Here is a 20,341-nt window from a genome sequence, read left to right as displayed (position 1 = left end):
GTCAGTCGGCGGCGAGATCCGCGGCGGGCGGGGAGGCGACGATCTCGATGATGCCCTGCGCGCGCGCATGCAGCGCGCCTGCGCGGCCAAGCACGCGCTTGCGCACCACGTCGTCGAGCGTCACGGAGGTCAGGAAGATGTGGATCTGGTTGCCGAGCTCTTCCCACAGGTCGTGCGTGAGGCAACGCGAGCGGCCGCCGAGGCATCCCTTCGGGCTTCCCACCTCGCAGCGCGTCGCCTTGATCGGCTCGTCGACGGCGAGGATGATGTCCGCGATCCGCGTCTCGGAGGCGGGGAAGGCAAGGCGGTAGCCGCCCCCCGGCCCCCGCGCCGACAGGACGAGGCCGGCGCGGCGGAGCTTGCCGAATAGCTGCTCCAGATAACTCAGCGATATGCCCTGCCTGTCCGCGATCTCGCCAAGGGAGATCGGCTTTGCGGTGCCGCTCGCGGCGGTTTGGGCGGCGAGGTCCACCATGGCCATGACCGCGTAACGTCCGCGTGTGGAGAGGCGCATGGCCGTCCCTTCCTAGCCGCGCTGGTCGCTGCTCGCCCGGCTCGTCGCGCCCGGCGACTCCTGCGTGGCGGCCTCCTCGAGCGCGGCGAGACGGGATGAGAGCGCGGCGATTTCACTCCGAAGTTGTTCGACGCTTTTCAACCCTGGGTCGAGCGTTTCGTCGCACGGCGTTCCGTAGGGAAGCAGGTCGGCGCCCGCGGGCCGACGATCGACCGGCCGGGCGGGGATGCCCACGACGGTCGCACCTGCTGGCACGTCGGACACGACCACGGCATTGGCGCCGACACGCACCCCGTCGCCGAGGACGATGGGCCCGAGCACCTTTGCCCCGGCCCCGAGGATGACGCCGTTGCCGATCGTCGGATGTCGCTTGCCGCCGACCAGGGAAGTGCCGCCGAGGGTGACCTGGTGGTAGATCAGGATGTCATCGCCGAGCTCGGCCGTCTCGCCGATCACCACGCCGTCGCCGTGGTCGATGACGAGGCGCCGGCCGATGCGGGCGCCTGGATGAATCTCGATACCGGTGAGCATTCGCGCGATGTGGGAAAGAAGTCGCGCCGGAAAACGGAGTCCCCAACCCCACAACCAGTGCGCGAGACGGTGTGCGCCGAGGGCATGGAGGCCCGGATAACAGAAAAGAACCTCGACACGCGATCGTGCGGCCGGATCCCGGGCCATGATCGCATCGATTCCCTCAACCCAGGTCCGCAACATCAGCGTCACGTTTTCAGTGTCATTTCGGCGTGCCGGTCACTATAGTCCCGCCTTCCTCGCGGACAGGGAGTGCCCGCGGGGGCTGTCGGGATACCGCACATGTGCGCGCTTGTCGGCGCCGCTCCGAGGCTAGGGAGTCCTACTGCGGCAGTCAACCACGGCCGCCGCGCCCACGATTTGGCTCGCTCCATGCCTCTCGGTCCGGCTCCGGTTCGGCTCGCACGCAGCGTTAACCATGACCGCCGTCTCTGACGGCAGGGTGTAAGAGGGGGCCGGAGACCAGATGCCTGAGGTAATGTTCCAGGGGCCGGACGGGCGCCTGGAGGCACGCTACCATCATGCGAAGCAGCCGGGCGCGCCGATCGCGCTCGTGCTTCATCCGCATCCGCTGCACGGCGGGACGATGAACAACCGAGTCGTATACACGCTCTACGGCGTGTTCCAGCGACTCGGCTTCTCCGTCATGCGCGTCAACCTCCGCGGCGTCGGCAAGAGCCAGGGCCGTTACGACGGCGGCGTCGGCGAGCTCGCCGATGCGGCCGGTGCGCTCGACTGGATGCAGGCGGTCAACCCGAGCTCCGGTCCGGTCTGGGTGGCCGGCTACCAGTGGGGCGCCTGGATCGGCATGCAGCTCCTGATGCGGCGGCCCGAGGTCGGCGGCTTCATCTCGGTCGCGCCGCCGGCGAACCATTTCGATTTCGGCTTCCTTGCCCCCTGCCCCCAGTCGGGGCTGATCGTGCAGGGCGGGCGCGACGAGATCGTGCCCGAGGCGGCCGTGGGCAAGCTCGTCGCCAAGCTGAACACGCAGAAGGGCATCCGCATCGACTATCGGGTGTTCGAGGATTGCGACCATTTCTTCGTCGAGCACTGCGACAGGCTCGACGAGGCGGCGGAGGAGCATCTCACCCTCGCCCTGGGCCGCGACGAGAGGCTCAAGCTCGCGGCAGACTGACGCCCCCGGCATTCTACTGCACAGCGCCCGGCCCCTTCGGCCGGGCGTTCTGCTTTCCGCATGATCGTGATCAACTCGCGCCGTCTGCACATGGTTATGCTGCCGAAAGGAGGCGCCATCCCGGCGCGGCCAGCGAACCATCATCAGGGGAGAAACCCATGAGTCCACTCACCCGGCGTGCCGTCGCAGGAGCGGTGTTGCTCGGCCTGTCCGCCGGCTCGGCGGGGGCGCAGCGGAGCGGCCCGGCCGTGACCTCGAGGACAGAGACGGCGACGGCGGTCGTCGAGTCGGTCGACATGACGCGGCGGACGGTCCTGCTCCGCCGCGAGGATGGCTCGCTCCTGACGATGCGCGTCGGGCCCGAGGTGCGGAACCTCGCCCAGGTGAAGCCGGGCGACCGCGTGATCGTCGAGCATACCGAGGCGATCGCCGCGCGCATGGCCCAGCCTGGCGGCGCGTCCGTCGTCGCTGCGGAGGCCGATGCGCGCCGCGCCCTCGGCGAACGTCCCGGTGCCGCCGTGGCCGATGCGGTGCGCGTCCGCGTGAAGATCGACCAGGTCTTCGGCACGGGTGACCAGGTGAGCTTCACCGGTCCTTCCGGCAACAAGCGGACGATCGCCGTGCGCAGCCCGCAGATGCAGGAATTCGTCCGCCGCCTTCGCCCCGGCGACGAGGTGGACGTGACCTTCCTCGACGTGGTCGCCGTGAGGGTCGAGCCGGCGCCGTAGCCCGCTCTGTCCGCGTTCAGGCCGCTGCCGGGAGCACGACGCGCCCGCCCGGCATCGGCCGTGGGACGCCCGTCGTTTCGGGCAGGCTAAGGGGAAGGCCCCGCAGGCTTCGTGCGGCGAGGAAGCCGAAGGCTTGCGCCTCGATGCCGTCACCGTCCCAGCCGGCCGCCTCCGCGGTGATCACCGGCACCGCAAGCGCTTCGGCGAGCGTGCGCATGAGCACGGGGTTGTGCCGCCCGCCGCCGCAGGCCACCCAGCGTCGCGGCGCTTGCGGCAAGTGCGCGCGCGCCGCCGCGACCGAGCGTGCGGTCAAGGCAAGCAGGGTCGCCGCCCCGTCCTGCGGCGACAGGCCCGGCACGCCGGCCGCCTCCGCGGCACGGTGGAAATCGAGCCTGTCGAGCGACTTCGGCGGGGTAAGCGCGAAGTAGGGGTGCGCGAGAAGCCGCGCCAGCACCGCCTCGTCGACCCGCCCGGAGCCCGCGAGTGCGCCGTTCTCGTCCACCGGCCGGCCCGTATGCCGCAGCGCCCAGTCATCGAGGAGCGCGTTGGCCGGGCCGGTGTCGAAGGCGAGGATCGCGCCGTCCTCGCCGAGCCAGGTGACGTTCGCGACGCCGCCGAGATTGAGCGCCGCCACCGGTCGTTCGGAGCCTGCGAGCAGGGCTGCGTGGAACAGCGGGGCGAGCGGCGCGCCCTGGCCGCCTTCCGCCACGTCAGCCGAGCGAAAATCGTGGACCACGCGGACGCCGGTGGCGGCGGCCAGCGCCGTCGCGTCGCCGATCTGCCAGGTGCGCCGCTGCTCCGGCCGGTGCAGGACGGTCTGTCCGTGGAAACCGATCGCCTCGATGGCCGCCGCCTCGACTGCCTCGCGGGCGAGAAGCGCGCGCACGGCCTCGGCGTGCAGCGCCGTCAGCGCCGCTTCTGCCTCGCGGAGCGTGGGATCGCCGCCAGCGAGGGATGCGGCCCTGTCCATGATCGCGCGCAGGGCGGCACGGAGGGCAGGCGGCACGGGAAGCGTCAGGACGCGGCTCAGCGCGCCAAGCCACTCACCATCCGTCTCGACCAGCGCGGCATCCACGCCATCGAGCGAGGTGCCGCTCATCATTCCGAGATAGAGGCCGAGCCGGCCCGGTTTTGCTGCCATGGCCCGACCGTGCTACGCCACCGCCCCGTTTCGCAAGAGTTGCCGGCAAGACCCACATGAGCACCGACGCGCTTCGCTCCGACTTCCTGCGCATCGCCAACGAGCGCGGCTTCGTCCACCAGTGCACGGACCTCGCTGCGCTGGACGCGAAGCTCGCCGCCGGGCCGGTCGCCGCCTATGTCGGCTACGATTGCACGGCCGACAGCCTGCATGTCGGCCACCTGATCTCGATCATGCTGCTCAGGCTCTGGCAGAGGACGGGCAACAGGCCCGTCGTGCTCCTCGGCGGCGGAACGACGCGGATCGGCGATCCCTCGTTCCGCGACGAGAGCCGCCCGCTTCTGACCGACGAGCAGATCGAGGCGAACAAGCGCGGCATCCGCGGCGTGTTCGAGCAGTTCCTTGCCTTCGGGGACACGGGCCCGGGTGCGATCGAAGTCGACAACGCGACCTGGCTCGACGAACTCCGCTACATCCCGCTGTTGCGCGAGGTCGGCGTGCATTTCTCGGTCAACCGCATGCTGACGCTCGACAGCGTGAAGCAGCGGCTCGACCGCGAGCATTCGCTCACCTTCCTCGAGTTCAACTACATGATCCTGCAGTCCTACGATTTCCGCGAACTGAACCGCCGCTACGGCGTGGCGCTGCAGATGGGCGGGTCTGACCAGTGGGGTAACATCGTGATGGGAGCCGACCTCATCCGCCGCATGGACGGCGCCGAGGCGTTCGGCCTTACCGTTCCGCTGCTCACCACCGCCTCGGGCCAGAAGATGGGCAAGACCGCCTCGGGCGCGGTGTGGCTGAATGCCGACCGCCTCGCCCCGTTCGGCTACTGGCAGTTCTGGCGCAACACCGAGGACCCCGATGTGGGGAAGTTCCTCCGCCTCTTCACCGAGCTGCCGATGGAGGAGATCGCGCGGCTCGAGACGCTCGAGGGGGCTGAGCTGAACGCTGCCAAGGCCGTGCTCGCCACCGAGGCGACGGCGCTTCTGCACGGGCGCGAGGCGGCGGAGGCGGCGGCGAAGGCCGCGTCAGGGGCGAGCGCCGAGGGGCTTCCGGTCGTCGTGGTGCCCGAGCTCGCCACCGGCATCGCCGCCTTCGCCCTCGTCCAGCGCGCCTTCGGCCTTGCCTCGAACGCCGAGGCCCGGCGCCAGATCCGCTCGGGCGGGGTGCGGCTCAACGACGCTCCGGTGACCGACGAGGGCCAGACGATCGGCGCCGCGGCGCTGACGGAGGATGGCGCCGCGAGACTCTCGCTCGGGCGGAAGCGCCAGGTGCTCGTCCGCGCCGCTTGAGCGGTCTCCCGGGGCTCAGACGACTGCCTCGCGGCCGATCGCAGCGACGCCTGCCGCTGCGCATGCCTCGTCGTTGTCGCTCGTATCGCCCGAGATGCCGACGGCGCCGACCGTCTCGCCATTCTCGACGATCAGCGCCGCTCCTGGCACCGGCACGAAGGGGCCTGGCGAGGACGCTATCACGCCCTGGATGAAGTGCGGCCGGGTCGCTGCCATCTCGCCGATCCTGCGCGACGAGACGCCGAGCGCGAGGGAGGCCCGCGCCTTGCCGATCGCAACCTCCGGCCGCGCGAGGCCCGAGGGCGCCTGGCGCTGGAACGCGAGCAGCGTCGCGGAGGCATCGAGCACCGCAACCGTCAGCGGCTTGCAGCCGAGTTCCCGGCCCTTGGCCAGGGCGGCCTCGATCAGCCGGTTCGCGTCCTCGAGCGTCAGGCTCGGCATGGGCTCTCTCCTCAACGGTTGGCGATGGTGGTAGGCGATCGCGACCGCCCGGTCCACCGGCGGTCGAGGCGCCCCTCCCGGCACGCGTCGCGGCGCGCGGCGAGGCCGCCATGCGGCGTGGCGGATTGACACCAAAGGCGTCCGGGGGCTATCCCGCGCGCCTTGGTGGCGGCGTAGCTCAGCGGTAGAGCAGGGGAATCATAATCCCTTGGTCGGCGGTTCAAATCCGTCCGCCGCTACCAGACACTCCCCGGCATCCCGCAACTCTTCCGACCGGCGCGGTCAGCGTCCGGATGTCGCCGCGCGATCGCGCCGCACCAGGTAGTCGATGAGCAGCGCGACGACGGTGACCGCGATCAGGAGCGTGCTGACGGCCGCGATGGTCGGCTCGACCTCCAGATGGAGGCTGTTCCAGATACGCACCGGCAGCGTCTCGCCCCGGATGCCGGAGAGGAACAGCGCGATCACCACCTCGTCGAACGAGGTGAGGAAGGCGAACAGCGCGGCGGACACGACGCCCGGCAGGGCCAGCGGCAGCACGACCCGGCGGAACACTCCGAACCGCGTGCAGCCGAACACCATCGCCGCCCGCTCGAAGTTGGGATCGACCGTCTGCATCGCCGATTGGAGAATAACCAGCACCACCGGCAACGCGACGACCGTGTGGGCGATCGCCACCCACGGGCGGAAGCCGATGAGCCCGAGCGGGGCGGAGATGTAGTAGATCGCGATCGCCGTCACGACGTGCGGCACGATCAGCGGCGTGAGCAGCAGGGCGGCGAGAACCTGCTTGCCGCGGAAGCCTGCGCGCATCATCGCATAGGCCGCGATGAAGCCGAGGAAGGTGGCGAGGACGCAGGTCATCGCCGCCACGACGACGGAATTGAGGATCGCCGTCCGCCAGCGCTGATCGCCGAGGAACCGCTCGTACCAGCGCAGCGAGAATGTCTCGGGCGGAAACTTCAGGTACCCGTCCCCCGAGAAGGAGGCGATGATCACGACGAGGATCGGCGCGAGCAGCCCGGCGCAGATCAGCACGACCAGCGCGCGCTCGAGCGTCCTGCGCAGCGGCGAGCCGCTCATCGCGCAAACCCTGTGCGCCCGCCGGTGAAGCGGGCATAGATCGCGTAGAGCACAAGCGTAACCACGAGCAGCACCACGGTCATCATCGCCGCCACCGGCCAGTTCTGTGTCAGCTCGATCTCCCGCTCGATCAGCATCGCGATCATGATGTCGGACGGCCCTCCCATCAGCGCTGGCGTGACGAAGAAGCCGATCGCGAGGATGAACACGATCAGGCTTCCAGCGATCACGCCGTGCATCGTCAGCGGCAAAAACACGCGCAGGAACACGCCGAGGCGCGAGGCCCCCATGCCCTCCGCAGCCTGAAGCAGCCGGGGGTCGACCGCCTTCATCGCGGCATAGAGCGTCAGCACCATGTATGGCAGCAGGACGTATGTCATGCCGATAACGACGCCGAGACGATTGTACATCAGTTCGAGCGGTTCGGAGACGATGCCGAGGCCGAGCAGCATCTGGTTGATGATTCCGTTCCGCCCGAGGATCACCATCCACGCATAGGTGCGCACGATCACGCTGGTGAAGTACGGAAGCACGATCGCGATGATGATCAGGCTGAAGGCCAGGCCGCGCGCGCGGTTCAACGCATAGGCGAGCGGATAGCCGATCAGCAGCACGAAGAACGTGACCTGAAGCGCGATCCAATTCGTGTTGGCAATGGCGAGCGCGACGGCTCGCGAACCGACGACCGCGCGCGTCTCCTCCCAGATCTCGGCGAGCGAGCCGAGCTCGGCGAAGGAGCCAACCAGGAACCAGCCGATCGGCCCGAGGAACACGAAGACGAGCAGCAGGATCGATGGCGCGAGCAGCAGCAGGGCGCCGAGGCGCGAGAGCGGCATGGCGGCCTAGCCCGGCAGGAGCCGGCAATCCTCCCGGCTCCAGGAAAGGACCACCGTGTCGCCCGCCGCATGCAGCACCGCGCCGGGACCGTTGACGAGATCGGCGATTAGGGAACCGGCCTGGTCCGTGTCGACCTCGTAGCGGAGGACGTTGCCGAGGAAGCCCGCGAAGCGCACGCGCCCGGCGATGCGGTTCGGGCCGCCTGGCGCCGTTCCGGCTTCTGGCGCAACGGCGACCTTCTCGGGGCGGACGAACAGGAAGCCGCCCTCTGCACCGAGGCTGCCATGCGCGGATTCGAGCAGCGCTCCGCCTTCGCTTGCCACGGCCAAACCGTCGCGACGCGCGGGAATGAGGTTCGCCTCGCCGAGGAAGCGGCCGACGAACGCGTTCTCCGGCGCCTCGTAGACGTCGCGAGGCGGACCCATCTGTACAATGCGGCCGCCATTCATGATGGCGATGCGGTCGGACATCGTCAGCGCCTCCTCCTGGTCGTGCGTGACGTAGACGACCGTCATGCCGAGGCGGCGCTGGATCTCCTTGATCTCGACCTGCATGTGGTAGCGCAGGTTCTTGTCGAGCGCGCCCAGGGGCTCATCCATCAGCACGACCGACGGGTGCGCGACGATGGCGCGGGCGAGCGCGACGCGCTGCTGCTGCCCGCCGGAGAGCTGCCGCGCGTAGCGGCGCTCGAAGCCGGTGAGCTTGACCATCGCGAGCGCGTCGGCGACGCGTGTCTCGACCTCGCGCTTCGGCGCCTTCTTCACGCGCAAGGGGAAGGCGACGTTCTCGAACGTGTCCAGATGCGGGAAGATCGCGTAGTTCTGGAACACCATGCCGAGGCCGCGCTCGCGCGGCGCGGCGCGCGTCACGTCCCTGCCGGCCAGCAGCACGCGTCCACCATCGGGCTCGGCGAAGCCGGCAAGCATGTTCAGCGTCGTCGTCTTGCCGCTGCCCGAGGGGCCGAGGAGCGTGAAGAACTCGCCTTGCGCGATCGAGACCGACACGGCATCCACAACCGTGTCGGCCCCGTAGCGTTTCGTGACGGTCTCGAGAACGACCGCCGCGGAACCAGCCTGCATCAGCCGAGGATCCAGCGCGACCAGGCGCGGTTCACACGGTCGCGGTTGTCCTCCCACCACGGCACGTTGTTGAAGAAGCCGCTCTCGCGCGAGTTGGGGCTTCCCGGCATGCGCGCGAGCTGGTCTGCCGGCAGGAGATCGAACGCCTTAACGTTCGTCGGGCCATAGATGAGCTCGCGCGCGTAGCCGGCCTGGCTCTCCGGGCGCAGCATGAAGTCGATGAGCTTCTGCGCGTTGGCACCGTTCCGCGCACCCTTGAACACCGCGAGCGCCTGGGTCTGGATCATGTGCTGGTTCCACTCGATGCCGAGCGGCGCACCGCGGTCGATGATTGTCTGGACGCGGCCGTTCCAGACAGAGCCGAGCACCACTTCCTTGTCGGACAGCATCTGCGCAGAGAGCGCGCCCGTGTCCCAGAACTTGCGGATATGCGGCTTCACGCGGGAGAGGGAGCGGAAGGCGCGATCGATGTCGAGCGGGTAGAGCTGGTCCTTCGACACGCCGTCCGCGATCAGGGCGAACTCGAGGTTCGGCTGGCCCGAGGCCATGTCTGCCAGCATGCGCGGCCCGGGGAACTTCGCGCCATCCCAGAACTCCGCCCAGCTCTTGGGATGCGTCCCGTTCGGGAAGCTCTCGCGGTTGTAGGCGAGCACGGTGGCATAGATGAAGTTGGCGCAGCGATACTCGTGGCGCACCTCGCGCACGATGTCGTCGGGCCTGGTCCAGTGCCACTGGTCGTAGGCGATGGGCGCGAGAGCGCCCATACGCTCGAGCGTGACCAGCGGGCCATCGCCGGTGTCGATCAGGTCGAGCTCGACGTTGTTGGCGCGGAACATCGCAAGCAGCCGCGCCACGGTGGCCGCGACAGGCTGGACGCGGATGCCCGTCTCCTTGGTGAACGGATCGTAGACATGCCGGCGCATCACGTCGTCATAGACGCCGCCGGGCGTGCGGACGATGACCTCGCCAGCAGTCTGGCCGCGCAGCACGCCCGGGCTCGCGAGCGGCGCGACCGCGGCGGCTGCGACCAGGCTGCGGCGGCTAAGGGTGAAGGGTCCTGTTGGCTTCCTCATCGTGAACTCCCGTTCTGCTTCCGTCGTTGCGGGATCATGCGAAGCGCGATGCCGCGTAGGGCGCGGCGTCGATCTGCGGTGCGTCGCCGGCGATCATTCGTGCGACGAGCCTGCCGCTTGGCGGCCCGCCTGTCATGCCGAAATGCCCGTGGCCCAGACAGAGATGCAGCCCGGGTCTCGCGCCCGCGGGGCCAAGAATCGGCAGGCTGTCCGGCGTCGAGGGCCGGAACCCGAGCCATAGCCGTGGCTCGCCGCCGTCCAGGCCGGGAAACAGCGCGCGCGCATGGTCGAGCAGGATGCGCGCGCGCCCCTCGTCGGGGGCGGCATCGAGGCCGGCGATCTCGACAGTGCCCGCGATGCGCAAGCCGTCCTCCATCGGCGTCAGACCGAAGCCACGGCTCTTCTGCAGGATGGGCAGGCGAGGCTCCACGCTCGGCGAGGGCAGGGCGGCGTGGTAGCCCCGCTCGGTCTCGAGCGGCACGCGTATGCGGAGCGGATCGAGCAGCGCGCGCGACCATGCGCCGCCAGCGACGACGACATGCGCGGCATGGCGGTTGGCGACGTTGGTCATCACCGTCCAGCCGCCGCCTTCGCGCGGGATGAGCTTCAGCGCCTTCTCCGGAACGATCGCCCCGCCCTCCGCCAGAAGAAGCTCGGCAAGCGTGCGCACGAGCCGTGCCGGGCTCACCGTATGGCCGTTGCCGGGAACGAGAAGGCCGCGCGTGATCGTGCGCGCGATGCCGGGGAAGAGCTGGCGGAGGTCATCCGCGCCGAGCACCTCGGCCTTGATGCCGTGCCGCTCGCGCAGCGAACGCTCGACGGCGGCGGAGGTGCTCTCGCCCTTGCCCTCCCACACCTGGACCTGGCCCGTCTGGCGGATCAGGTCGCGGTACAGGCTGTCGCCGAGCAACTCCTTCCAGCAGTCGAAGGCCGGTGCATGCAGCTTCGCCATCGCATCCGAGATCGCCTGGACGCGATCGAGCCTGCCGGCCTGAACCCAGCGCCAGAGCCAGCCCGCCGCACGCGGCAGGTAGGCTGCGCGCACGGTGACGGGCCCTGTCGGGTCGGCGAGCCATCCCGGTACCTTCCGAAGCATGCCCGGCAGGGCGATCGGTACCACCGTGTTGGCGCTGAGCAGCCCGGCATTCCCGAACGAGGTTCCGCCGGCGGGCCCGAGAGGATCGAGCACCGTGACGGAGAAGCCCGCGCGCGCGAGATAGAGCGCGGTGGAGGTTCCGGCGACGCCCGCGCCGACGACGACGACGCTGCGCGAGGCGTCCATCTCAACCGCGGCCGAGATGCGCGGTTGCGACGATCTCGATGCGCATGCCGGGCGCGAGTAGCTCCTTCACCACCACGGTCGCGCGGCAGGGATAGGGCTTCGCGAAGGTCTCGGCCCAGACCGCATTCATCGCCGGGGCATCGGCCGAATCGGTCAGGTACACCTGCACCATCATCACGTCGGCAAGGCTACCGCCCGCCGCCTCGACGGCCTGGCGGAGATTGGCGAGCGTCCGCGTCGTCTGCACCGTGATGTCGCCCTGCACGATCGCGCCGGTCGCGGGATCCTTCGGGATCTGCGCGGTGAGAAGGAGATCACCCTTCCGCACCGTTCCGCTGATCGGGCCCTTTGACGGGGCGATGCCTGTGTCGACGACCTCGAACATTGCCTTCTCCCTCAAGCCCCGCCCACCAGGATGCGGCGAGGCGTATGCGTCAGACGTTCCGGCCCGTTCTCGGTGACGAGAACGGTTTCGCTCAGCGAAGCGCCGGCAGCGGAGACGTACATGTGGAACACCATTCCGGGCTCGATCACCCACTCGGCCCTGGGGTGGAAAATGCGCGTGAAGTCGGAGGTGCGGGGGCCCATCTGCGCGTAGAGGCCGAGCGTGTAGCCGGTGATGTTGTCAAAGCCCGGCCGCAGGCCCGCTTCCAGCACGCCGTCGCGCAGGATGGCATCGACGTCGCGCGCGACCGCGCCGGGCCGAAGCGCTGCGATCTGCCGGTCCTGCAGGTCAGCCAGCGTCGCGCAGGCCTTCGCAAGCGCCTCCGGCACCGGCCCGACGGAGACGCAGCGCATCACCCGCGCGCTGTAGCCGGCAACCCGCGGCGTCAGCTCGATATGCACCACATCGCCCTGCGCGAGCGGCGTGCCGGTGAGGTGGCCGTGCAGGAAGTCCCAGCCCTTGCCGGCCGTGATCGGGCCGACATGGCTCGGGTCGCCGCCCATCTCGATGTAGCAGGAGGATGCGATGCGCGCGGCGTCGCGCTGGCTCGCGCCTGGAACGCATGCCCGAGCGGCGCGGGCAAGCGCCTCGTCCGCGATGGCCGAAGCCTGGCGCAGGAGCGCGACCTCGGCCTCGGATTTGATGAGCCGAAGTTCCCACACCACCGGGCCGAGATCGACGAAGCGCGCCCGCGGCAGCGCCGCCTTGAGCGCTTCGAACCGCGCGAGCGGCATGCAGTAGCTGCCGAAATCGAGCCCGATCGTCGCGCTGTCCAGGCCGCGCTTTGCCAGCGCCTCGGCCAGAACAGGCATCGGGTCCTCCCAGTCGCGGAAGGTCGGGATGTCGCTTATCCAGGAGCGATCGCGGCACGGCGTGGCATCGAGCGCGCGAATCAGGAAGAACGGCTCGCCCTCGAGCGGGATGCCGACGCAGCGCCAACGGTTCTCGGAGTTGCCGTAGCCGCTGATCCAGGTCATCGCCTCGACTTCGTCGAACAGCGCGACCGCGACGCCCTTCTCTGCGAGCCTCGCTTTCAGCCTCCCGAGACGGGCGGCGAACTCCTCAGGACCGAAATGCGGGTGGGTTCCCATCATTCACCTTCGCTGCAGGTCTGCCTCAAGCAGGGGCGCGCCAGCCGTCGCGATGGTCCTTCCAGCGGTACCAGGCGGTGACGAGCGGCATGAACCACGGTGTGCCGGCGTAGAACGGCATGGTGGGGAAGGGCAGGCGGGTGAAGGCGGAGGCCCGGTTGTCGCCGCCGAGCATCATCCGCGCCGCCACGCGGCCGAGATGCGTCATCGTCACCACGCCGCTGCCGTTGCACGCAAGCGCGTAGTGCGCGCCGTCGTGAACGCCGACATGCGGCAGGAAGTCGAACGCGAAGGCGACGTTTCCCTTCCAGCCATGCGTAATTCGCGTGCCGGAAAGCTGCGGCAGGAGGTGGATGAGCCGCCTGTGCAGCCACGCCGCACCGTCGCGCACCGGCGCGTCGCGCATCGAGGCCCGGCCGCCGAACAGGATGCGCCGGAAGTCGGGCGAGGGGCGGAAGTAGTAGAGAATCTTCTTCGTGTCGCCGTACACCCGAAGCCTCGGCATAACCGCGCGCACGCGCTCCTCGCCGATCTCCTCCGTCGCTATCATGTAGCTCGCAACGGGAATGAGGCGCCGCCGGTGCCATTGCGTCGCCGCACCGGTATAGCCATTGGTCGCGACCATCACGTGCTTCGCGCGCACGGCACCGCGGCTCGTGCGCACGACGAAGGCCGAGCCGTCGCGAGACCAGCCTTGCACGGACACGCCGCCCGCAAGCGTCGCGCCATGCCGCCTCGCGGACGCGGCGAGCCCCTGCGTGTAGAGCGCTGGGTGCAGCGAGCCAGCGCGCTCGATCGCGAGCCCGCCGTGGTAGCGTTCCGTCGGCAATTCCTCGGCGATGCGCTCCCGCGGAATGAGGGTGGCGACGCCCGGATCGGCGCGATTCAGCATTTCCGCCCGACGTGCCAGCATCTCGAGGGCGGCCGGCGCATGCGCGCCAACGAAACGGCCGCAGCGGCGATAGGCGCAGTCGATCCCCTCGCGGGAGAGCAGCGCCTCGAACTCTTCGAAGCTTGCCTCCGCCTCTTCGACCATCTCGGCGAGCAGCTTCGCATCGAGCGCCTTGTGCAGGTCCGGCCGTGCGCGGCCGAGGCTTCCCGCGCCCGAGAGCGCGCCGCCGTTGCGCGACGACGCGCCCCAGCCGATCGTCTCGCGGTCCATCACCAGGGAGCGAACGCCGGAGCGTCCGAGCTCGATGGCGGTGGAGAGGCCGGCAATGCCGCCACCGATGATGGCGACGTCTGTCTCGTCAGGCAGCGGCGCCTCGACCGGCTTCGGTGGCGCCGCCTCCCACCACCAGGGGCGTTCGACGAAGCCAGGGGCGAACGTGTCGTCTGCCATTGGAGGCTACTCCGGACGGATGCCGGCGCGCTCCGCCACACGTCCCCACTTGCCGACCTCGGACTCGACGAAGACCCGGAACTCGGCAGGGCCCATGCCCTCGGGCACCATGCCGCGCTCGCTCAGCACCTGCGCGAAGCCGTCCTTCATGATCCTGTCCATGTCGGAGGCGACGCGGTCGATCACCGCCTCCGGCGTGCGCGCGGGCGCAACGAGGCCGACCCAGCTTCCGCCGGTGAAGCCCGGGAGCCCCTGCTCATCGAGAGTTGCGACATCGGGCGCGAGCGGCGAGCGGCGGAGCATCGCCACCCCAAGCGCCTTCAGCCTCCCGCCCTGCACATGCGGCAGCCCTGCAGGGAAGGTGTCGAAGGCAAGCTGGAGGTTGCCCGCGATGAGGTCGTTCATCATCGGGCCGCTACCGCGATACGGCACGTGGGTGATGTCGATCCCGGCCTCCGCCTTCAGCAGTTCGCCGACGAAGTGGTTTGATGTTCCGTTGCCAAAACTGCCGAAATTCAGCGTTCCGGGGCGCGCCTTGGCAAGTGCGAGGAGCTCCTTCACGTCCTTGGCCGGAACGGAGGGGTGGGCGAGCAGAAGGAACGGCGACTGCGCGACCAGGATGATCGGCGCGAAGTCGCGCACCGGGTCGTACGGCAGGTTCCGTTGCGTCGACCGCGCGATGGCGATCTCCGGGCTCGCGGCCATCAGAAGCGTGTAGCCATCGGCCGGGGACTTGGCGACTGCATCGGCCCCGATCGTACCGGCGGCACCTGAGCGGTTCTCGACGATCACCGGCTGGCCCCAGGCCTGGGCGAGGCGGTCTGCCGCGAGGCGCGCTGCGATGTCGGTGCTGCCGCCGGCCGGGTAGGCGACGATCATGCGCACCGGCCGGGACGGCCAGGGCTGCTGCGCCACCGCCGGCGCGGCAAGCAGCGCGGCGGCGCTTCCGATCAGGCCGCGGCGGCCGAGGCCCGTGCGTGCAGTTGCGAATGTGGTGCGAGGCGGATTCGTGCGCGTCATTGTCTTTCCCCCGGGGCCCTCCTCTTTTCAATACGACCATATTGCCCTTCAATGCGCAATCCGGTCCGCTCACGGATCGGTCGGCAAGGGGAGGACAAGGCGCATGGCGTCGCTGCACGACCGGCTGCTCGTGATCGACGGGCTGATTTTCCATTCCGACGGCGATCCGCGATGGCTGCGCGAAGGCAACATCAGTGCCGTCAACCTGACGATCCGCTCGCCGATCGACGATTTCGAGCAGACCTTCGACAGCTTCGCCACCTGGCGCCGCCGCGCCGCCGACCCCGCCTCGGGCTGGAAGCTCGTGCTCAGGGGCGAGGACATCGATGCGGCGAAGGCCGGGGGCAAGGTCGGGCTCATCATGGGCTGGCAGGACACCAAGATGCTGGGCGATCGCGCCGAGCGCATCGAGTGCTTCCACGCACTCGGGCTTCGTGTCGTGCAGCTCACCTACAACGAGGCCTGCCCCGTCGGCGATGGCTGCCTCGAGAAGCGCAACGCCGGCCTCTCCAATTTCGGCTACGAGGTCGTGGCCGAGCTCAACCGCCTCGGCATCGCGATCGACCTTTCGCATTGCGGCGAGCAGGTGTGCTTCGACGCCGCGGCCGCGACCACGCAGCCGGTCCTACTGACACACGCAAACGCCAAGGCGGTGACCAACCGCGTCCGCAACAAGTCGGATGAAGCGATGAGGGCGGTGGCGAAGAGCGGCGGGCTCGTGGGCGCCTCGATCCACGGCTTCATGAACTGGGACGGCAACCCCGCGAATCCCCCGACGCTGGCGCTCTTCCTCCGCCACCTCCGCCACATCGTGAACCTCGTCGGCATCGACCACGTGTCGTTCGGGACCGACATGGCGGCCCTTGCCTCCGAGCAGGCGGCGAATGCGATCCTCGAGATGAGCTTCACCCGCTATGGCGGCGCGACGGCGGACTACATCCGCGCCTTCGGCAACACGCTCGCCAAGCGCTATCCGGATGAGTTGAACAACCCCCGCCTGATGCATCGCAAGACCGATGCGCTTCTCGCCGATGGCTACACCGAAAGCGAGGTCGAGAAGATCATGGGCCTGAACCTCCGCCGCGTGCTCGGCGAGATCTGGGGCTAGGCCAGATGGCGCGCAGCGTCACGGTCGGGCTCGCGCAGACCGGGCCGGTGTTCAGCGAGGTGCCCGGCGAGCAGCTCGGCGTCGCGGAGGCGATGTTCGCGCGCGCCGCCGCCGGGGGCGTGCAGCTTCTCTGCTTCTCCGAGCTGTTCCTCGCGCCATTCTTCCCGAACCGGCTGGAGAAGAACTTCGACCGGTTCTTCATCCGCCTCGACGGCAACGAGATGGAGGCGCTGCGCGGCATGGCGCGCAAGCACCGCATCGGCGCCGTGTTCGGGCTCGGCGAGGCCGCTGCGGACGGCTACTTCAACAGCGCCATCATCGTCGGGCCGGAAGGCGAGATACGCGGCACCTACCGCAAGACGCACATCCCCGCCTACTTCCCGACCGATGCGCCAGGCGGAACTGGCAGCTTCGAGAAGCTCTACTTCGCGCCGGGCAATGCGCTGCCGGTGTTCGAGCTCGCCGGCTGCCGCTTCGGTGTCCAGATCTGCAACGATCGCCTCTACCCCGAACCGAGCCGCGTGCTCGCGCTCGCTGGCGCGGAGGCAATCGTGATGCCGATTTGCTTCTCCACCTACGCTGACCCTGGGCGGCGCGCCTCGATCTGGGAGGTTCCGTTGCGGGCGCGCGCCTACGAGAACGGGGTATGGGTTCTCGCGGCCAATCGGGTCGGCGTCGAGGGGGCAAGGCATCATCTCGGGCGCTCCATGGTGGTCGACCCGCGGGGGATGATCGCGAAGGAGGCGGGCACCGAAGGCGAGGAGCTGCTCGTCGCGACGATCGACCTCGACGAAGTGGTTCGTGCGCGCAAGGACTTCCCCTGGTGGCGCGACCGGCGGCCCGATCTCTACGGCCCCGTCTCGACGTGACGCGCAAGCGCGGCCCGCGCGTTCCCGAAGGCGCCGATCCGCGCCTCTATGTCGGGGCACTGTCGCATGGGCTCGAGATCCTGTGGGCCATCGCCAATGCCGCGCGACCCGTTGGCATCCCCGATGTGGTGGCCCTGACGGGGCTCGACCGTTCGATGGTCCAGCGCGTGCTGTACACGCTGCGTACGATGGCGATCCTGCAGCAGGACGAGCAGACGAAGCGCTACGTGCTGAGCCCGCGGGTGCTCGACCTCGCGCACGGGTTCCAGAGGAGCGACCCGCTTCGCCGCATCGCCATGCCGTTCCTTGACGATCTTTCGCGCCGCACCGAGGAGACGGTGAACCTCACCGAACTCGACGGCGGCGATGTCGTCTACGTCGCGCGGATCCCGAGTCGCCATGTGGTCAGCGTCGACCTCGCGATCGGGACGCGCCTGCCGGCCTGGTGCACCGCACCCGGTCGCGCGATCCTGTCTGCGCTTCCCCTGGACGCGCGTGAGCGCCTCGTTCCGCCCGAACCGCTCCCGCCGCGCACCCCGCGCACGGCAAAGCGCCGGTCGGACGTTCTTGCCCGCATCGAGCGGGCCTCGCGCCTCGGCTATGCGCTCAATGACCAGGAGGCGTTCGTAGGCGACGTCTCCGTCGCCGCGCCGGTGCTCGACGGCCAGGGGCGGCCGGCCGGTGCGATCAACATCGCCGTCCCGCTGCCGCGCTGGTCGCTCCCCCGGGTGCGAGCAGAACTGGCGCCGCTGGTGATGCAGACTGCCCGCAGGATCGGCGACGCATTGGGCCCGACGCAGGGGGCGACGCAGCAGTGATCGGAAGGGCCAGGGACTAGGCATCCGTTGGCCCCTGAATGCGAAGGCGACCGTAATGCGCTCGGCGGTGCGGGCGAGGCCGATCCCTTGTACCATCGGGCTTGTCTGGCGCTTCTTGGTCGTAAGGACATGCTCGGATAGGCCGCGCGCCAACGATTGCATCGCGTTGCCGCGGGCGATGGGCGCCGGCATTGGGGGTCCGCGCCGGCGGGGAGGTTGCTTGGGTCGTGCTGGTTTACCGTGGCCCGGCTGCACTGGGCCGTATCGGTTCTGGCACCGCCATCGGGGTCGTTCCCGTCCAGCACTGCGCCTCGTCTCGGCCTCACGCGCGAGGCCAACTAATCTAACGAATGACCGTCCGTCCTCAATCTGCTCGTGTGAGAACCAATCAGAGATCCTCCGCGTCAGATAGACCCTTCCATCGCACGGATCCCCCGACATGTTCCTCGGAACGCGACGCCTACAGGGCGGCTGCCAAGGGTGTGCGCCAGGATGCAGCGGCAACCCAGGTAGCCAACTAATGTGACTTGATGGAGAGAGCGGCATGCGTGCAAAATCCATACCTATGTAAAGGAATTTGCGCGCGAGCCGAATTTTCGGCTCGGGCAGCTCGCGCAGAATTCGCAGAGCGTTTGACGTTGGCGACGCGATACTAGGTGCCGTCCGCACACATCCCAAACAGTAAAATTCCTTACCTCGCGCCATAAAGAGGGGGCGGTCGTGGCAACGGTAAAGATCAAGATCTCGCAGGCAATGGCCGACCGAGGGGCGATTTATGTTGATGATTCCGAAGATAGCCTGACGTTGTCTTCGATTTTCAATGAAGCTGCCCAAACCGGCGCGATGTTGAATAGTTTATTCCTAAATGCGGACACTTGGTCGTTCTCTGGGAATCGTCTGACTCTTAATTTCGGTTCTGGGATAACATCAGTCTACTTAGTTACCCTTCAGCCAGATGCGGAAGGGGAAAACTACGCCAGCGGAACGGCCATTGCCTCGTCCCGTATTCTTACCGTGCCGTCTGTCGTCAAGGAGACGACCCTCGGCAATCTGACATATACTTATGAAGTTAACTTTGGGAAGTTGGAGTTTCGTCTATTTGGAGGGACGATATCGTCGTACCTTCTGCAGACGTTGTCTCCTGACCCAGACTTCGGCAAAGTATACTACAAGCTTAATGGAACGATTACGATCGATGAGAATGGCACTTTATCTGGTTTTCTAACGTCGTTCGTTACGGGTGCAGAAAAGATATTCAGTACATCAAACATTACAGGTAACTTTGCCATATCCGGTGATGCGGTGTCGGGATACGCGCTATCGGGCACGCTCACCGGCTACAAGGATATATATCGTGATGGGAGCCTGGTCGACATCGCTGGGTCATTTGCGGTTGAACACGATACGGAACTATCCGCCGCTTTTTTGGCTGAAGAGAGCAATTGGCCTACCGATGATATATTTGACCTTGAGCTTCCGCAATTTCTTGCAGAAGACGTCGTTTTTCGTACCGGTGGCGGAGACGACCTCATCAGCGCGAAAGGCGGCGGGGGGCGGCTTCACATCTTCGCCGGCGACGGTGATGACACGGTCATTCTGCGCGGAGCTGGCAGTGTCGTAGATGGCGGCAACGGCAACGATACCGTTGTCACCGCGCTTGCCCTGATCGATCTTGAGCTCCTTTCCAGTATCGAGAACGCAACATTCACGGGAACGGTCAACGCCGTTCTGTCAGGGACCGCTTCGGCGAACGTGCTCATTGGCGGCAGCAAGAACGATCTTTTCATTGGGCGTGGCGGTGATGATCGGCTTTTGGGCAGTGAGGGCTTCGATACTGCCATATTCCTGGGCGCACGGTCTGGGTATGCAGTATCAGTCGGCCCGGACGAAATTGCGGTCACTGACCTTGTTGGCGCGGGAGGAAGCGACAGCGTCAGTCAAATTGAAAGGCTGCAGTTCGATGACGGGACGAATACATATGGGTCGTCGGGAAACGAGAAATTCTCTGGGACGAGCGGCGATGACCTCTTTTTCGGCAATGGCGGTAACGACAGCTTCATAGACCTGTTTGGCAACAACACCGTCGAGGGAGGCAATGGAGCCGATAGGGTAGTCTTGGGTGCGGGCGACGATAAAGTCACGACAGCTGCGGGCAATGACACAATCAATGCTGGCGCGGGAACCAATGTGATCGATGCCGGCGACGGAACCAACAACGTCACCGCCGGCGCGGGCAACGACACGATCACCACCGGCATCGGCAACGACACGATCAACGCGGGCGACGGTGACAACGAGGTCACCGATGGCGGTGGCAACAACCGGATCACGGCTGGTCTTGGCGCCGATCGGATCACGACCGGCGCGGGCAATGACACGATCAATGCTGGCGCGGGAACCAATGTGATCCATGCCGGCGACGGAACCAACAACGTCACCGCCGGCGCGGGCAACGACACGATCACCACCGGCATCGGCAACGACACGATCAACGCGGGCGACGGCGACA

The 20,341-nt window shown here is 67.9% G+C and carries 19 protein-coding genes, 1 tRNA gene and 1 pseudogene; 8 read left to right on the top strand and 13 right to left on the bottom strand.

The genetic code is table 11. The features are described from left to right. Window position 1: 1 nt before the first annotated feature. Window positions 2-514 (bottom strand): Rrf2 family transcriptional regulator, encoded by a 513-nt coding sequence (locus FIF60_RS18160; protein ID WP_144299703.1) that lies wholly within the window; start codon window positions 512-514, stop codon window positions 2-4. Between the two features lie 12 nt (window positions 515-526). Continuing rightward, window positions 527-1,228: a serine O-acetyltransferase gene (gene cysE / locus FIF60_RS18155; RefSeq protein WP_144299713.1), complete on the bottom strand. Its 702-nt coding sequence runs from the start codon at window positions 1,226-1,228 to the stop codon at window positions 527-529. A gap of 283 nt (window positions 1,229-1,511) precedes the next feature. On the opposite strand from cysE, the gene FIF60_RS18150 reads away from it, so the two are divergent. Together FIF60_RS18150 and FIF60_RS18145 are read left to right on the top strand one after the other, a co-directional pair. Beyond that, window positions 1,512-2,180, top strand: coding sequence for an alpha/beta hydrolase (locus FIF60_RS18150; RefSeq protein ID WP_144299702.1), 669 nt, complete (start codon window positions 1,512-1,514; stop codon window positions 2,178-2,180). Window positions 2,181-2,338: 158 nt separating this feature from the next. Continuing rightward, window positions 2,339-2,908 carry a hypothetical protein gene (locus FIF60_RS18145; RefSeq protein WP_144299701.1) on the top strand — a complete coding sequence of 190 codons (570 nt, stop codon included), beginning with the start codon at window positions 2,339-2,341 and terminating at the stop codon, window positions 2,906-2,908. 16 nt (window positions 2,909-2,924) lie between these two features. Here FIF60_RS18145 and FIF60_RS18140 read toward each other — a convergent pair whose 3' ends face one another. Then, window positions 2,925-4,049: an anhydro-N-acetylmuramic acid kinase gene (locus tag FIF60_RS18140; protein WP_204251243.1), complete on the bottom strand. Its 1,125-nt coding sequence runs from the start codon at window positions 4,047-4,049 to the stop codon at window positions 2,925-2,927. Window positions 4,050-4,105: 56 nt separating this feature from the next. Here FIF60_RS18140 and tyrS point away from each other — a divergent pair, with 56 nt between their 5' ends. Next, on the top strand, window positions 4,106-5,344 hold the full coding sequence (gene tyrS, locus FIF60_RS18135; protein WP_144299700.1) for a tyrosine--tRNA ligase: 1,239 nt from the start codon (window positions 4,106-4,108) through the stop codon (window positions 5,342-5,344). Between the two features lie 15 nt (window positions 5,345-5,359). On the opposite strand, the gene FIF60_RS18130 is transcribed toward tyrS, so the two are convergent. Further along, on the bottom strand, window positions 5,360-5,785 hold the full coding sequence (locus tag FIF60_RS18130) for a GlcG/HbpS family heme-binding protein (RefSeq protein ID WP_144299699.1): 426 nt from the start codon (window positions 5,783-5,785) through the stop codon (window positions 5,360-5,362). Window positions 5,786-5,952: 167 nt separating this feature from the next. On the opposite strand from FIF60_RS18130, the gene FIF60_RS18125 reads away from it, so the two are divergent. Further along, window positions 5,953-6,027: transfer RNA gene (locus FIF60_RS18125), tRNA-Met, on the top strand. A 40-nt stretch (window positions 6,028-6,067) separates the two neighbouring features. Here FIF60_RS18125 and FIF60_RS18120 read toward each other — a convergent pair. Genes FIF60_RS18120 through FIF60_RS18080 form a run of 9 tightly spaced genes read right to left on the bottom strand, consistent with a single transcriptional unit; the run spans window position 6,068 to window position 15,037 of the window. After that, window positions 6,068-6,868 carry an ABC transporter permease gene (locus FIF60_RS18120; protein ID WP_144299698.1) on the bottom strand — a complete coding sequence of 267 codons (801 nt, stop codon included), beginning with the start codon at window positions 6,866-6,868 and terminating at the stop codon, window positions 6,068-6,070. Continuing rightward, window positions 6,865-7,704, bottom strand: a complete 840-nt coding sequence (locus FIF60_RS18115; protein WP_144299697.1) for an ABC transporter permease — start codon at window positions 7,702-7,704, stop codon at window positions 6,865-6,867. The genes FIF60_RS18120 and FIF60_RS18115 overlap by 4 nt, the downstream gene beginning before the upstream one ends. A 6-nt stretch (window positions 7,705-7,710) precedes the next feature. Continuing rightward, window positions 7,711-8,784 carry an ABC transporter ATP-binding protein gene (locus FIF60_RS18110; RefSeq protein WP_144299696.1) on the bottom strand — a complete coding sequence of 358 codons (1,074 nt, stop codon included), beginning with the start codon at window positions 8,782-8,784 and terminating at the stop codon, window positions 7,711-7,713. After that, complete coding sequence (locus FIF60_RS18105) at window positions 8,784-9,857, bottom strand: ABC transporter substrate-binding protein (protein ID WP_144299695.1); 1,074 nt, start codon at window positions 9,855-9,857, stop codon at window positions 8,784-8,786. The genes FIF60_RS18110 and FIF60_RS18105 overlap by 1 nt, the downstream gene beginning before the upstream one ends. Window positions 9,858-9,891: 34 nt before the next feature. Next, entirely contained in the window at window positions 9,892-11,139 is a 1,248-nt protein-coding gene (locus tag FIF60_RS18100) for an NAD(P)/FAD-dependent oxidoreductase (RefSeq protein WP_144299694.1), read from the bottom strand. A 1-nt stretch (window position 11,140) separates the two neighbouring features. Beyond that, window positions 11,141-11,524 carry a RidA family protein gene (locus FIF60_RS18095; protein ID WP_144299693.1) on the bottom strand — a complete coding sequence of 128 codons (384 nt, stop codon included), beginning with the start codon at window positions 11,522-11,524 and terminating at the stop codon, window positions 11,141-11,143. An 11-nt stretch (window positions 11,525-11,535) separates the two neighbouring features. Beyond that, window positions 11,536-12,678, bottom strand: coding sequence for a M24 family metallopeptidase (locus FIF60_RS18090; protein WP_144299692.1), 1,143 nt, complete (start codon window positions 12,676-12,678; stop codon window positions 11,536-11,538). A 22-nt stretch (window positions 12,679-12,700) separates the two neighbouring features. Continuing rightward, window positions 12,701-14,017: an NAD(P)/FAD-dependent oxidoreductase gene (locus FIF60_RS18085; RefSeq protein WP_144299691.1), complete on the bottom strand. Its 1,317-nt coding sequence runs from the start codon at window positions 14,015-14,017 to the stop codon at window positions 12,701-12,703. Between the two features lie 6 nt (window positions 14,018-14,023). Beyond that, window positions 14,024-15,037, bottom strand: a complete 1,014-nt coding sequence (locus tag FIF60_RS18080) for a Bug family tripartite tricarboxylate transporter substrate binding protein (RefSeq protein ID WP_144299690.1) — start codon at window positions 15,035-15,037, stop codon at window positions 14,024-14,026. Between the two features lie 103 nt (window positions 15,038-15,140). On the opposite strand from FIF60_RS18080, the gene FIF60_RS18075 reads away from it, so the two are divergent. The 4 genes and pseudogenes from FIF60_RS18075 to FIF60_RS18060 form a co-directional block, all read left to right on the top strand. Next, window positions 15,141-16,145 (top strand): dipeptidase, encoded by a 1,005-nt coding sequence (locus FIF60_RS18075; RefSeq protein ID WP_158639287.1) that lies wholly within the window; start codon window positions 15,141-15,143, stop codon window positions 16,143-16,145. A gap of 5 nt (window positions 16,146-16,150) precedes the next feature. Beyond that, a complete protein-coding gene (locus tag FIF60_RS18070) occupies window positions 16,151-17,014 on the top strand; it encodes a carbon-nitrogen hydrolase family protein (protein WP_144299688.1) in 864 nt (287 codons plus the stop codon). Beyond that, entirely contained in the window at window positions 17,011-17,832 is an 822-nt protein-coding gene (locus tag FIF60_RS18065; RefSeq protein ID WP_158639286.1) for an IclR family transcriptional regulator, read from the top strand. The genes FIF60_RS18070 and FIF60_RS18065 overlap by 4 nt, the downstream gene beginning before the upstream one ends. A 720-nt stretch (window positions 17,833-18,552) precedes the next feature. Continuing rightward, window positions 18,553-20,341 (top strand): annotated as a pseudogene (locus tag FIF60_RS18060) (calcium-binding protein); the annotation flags it as partial.

The sequence above is a fragment of the Elioraea rosea genome (genome assembly GCF_007644105.1).
GTDB lineage: Bacteria > Pseudomonadota > Alphaproteobacteria > Acetobacterales > Acetobacteraceae > Elioraea_A > Elioraea_A rosea.
This window is presented reverse-complemented; position numbering and strand designations above follow the sequence as displayed.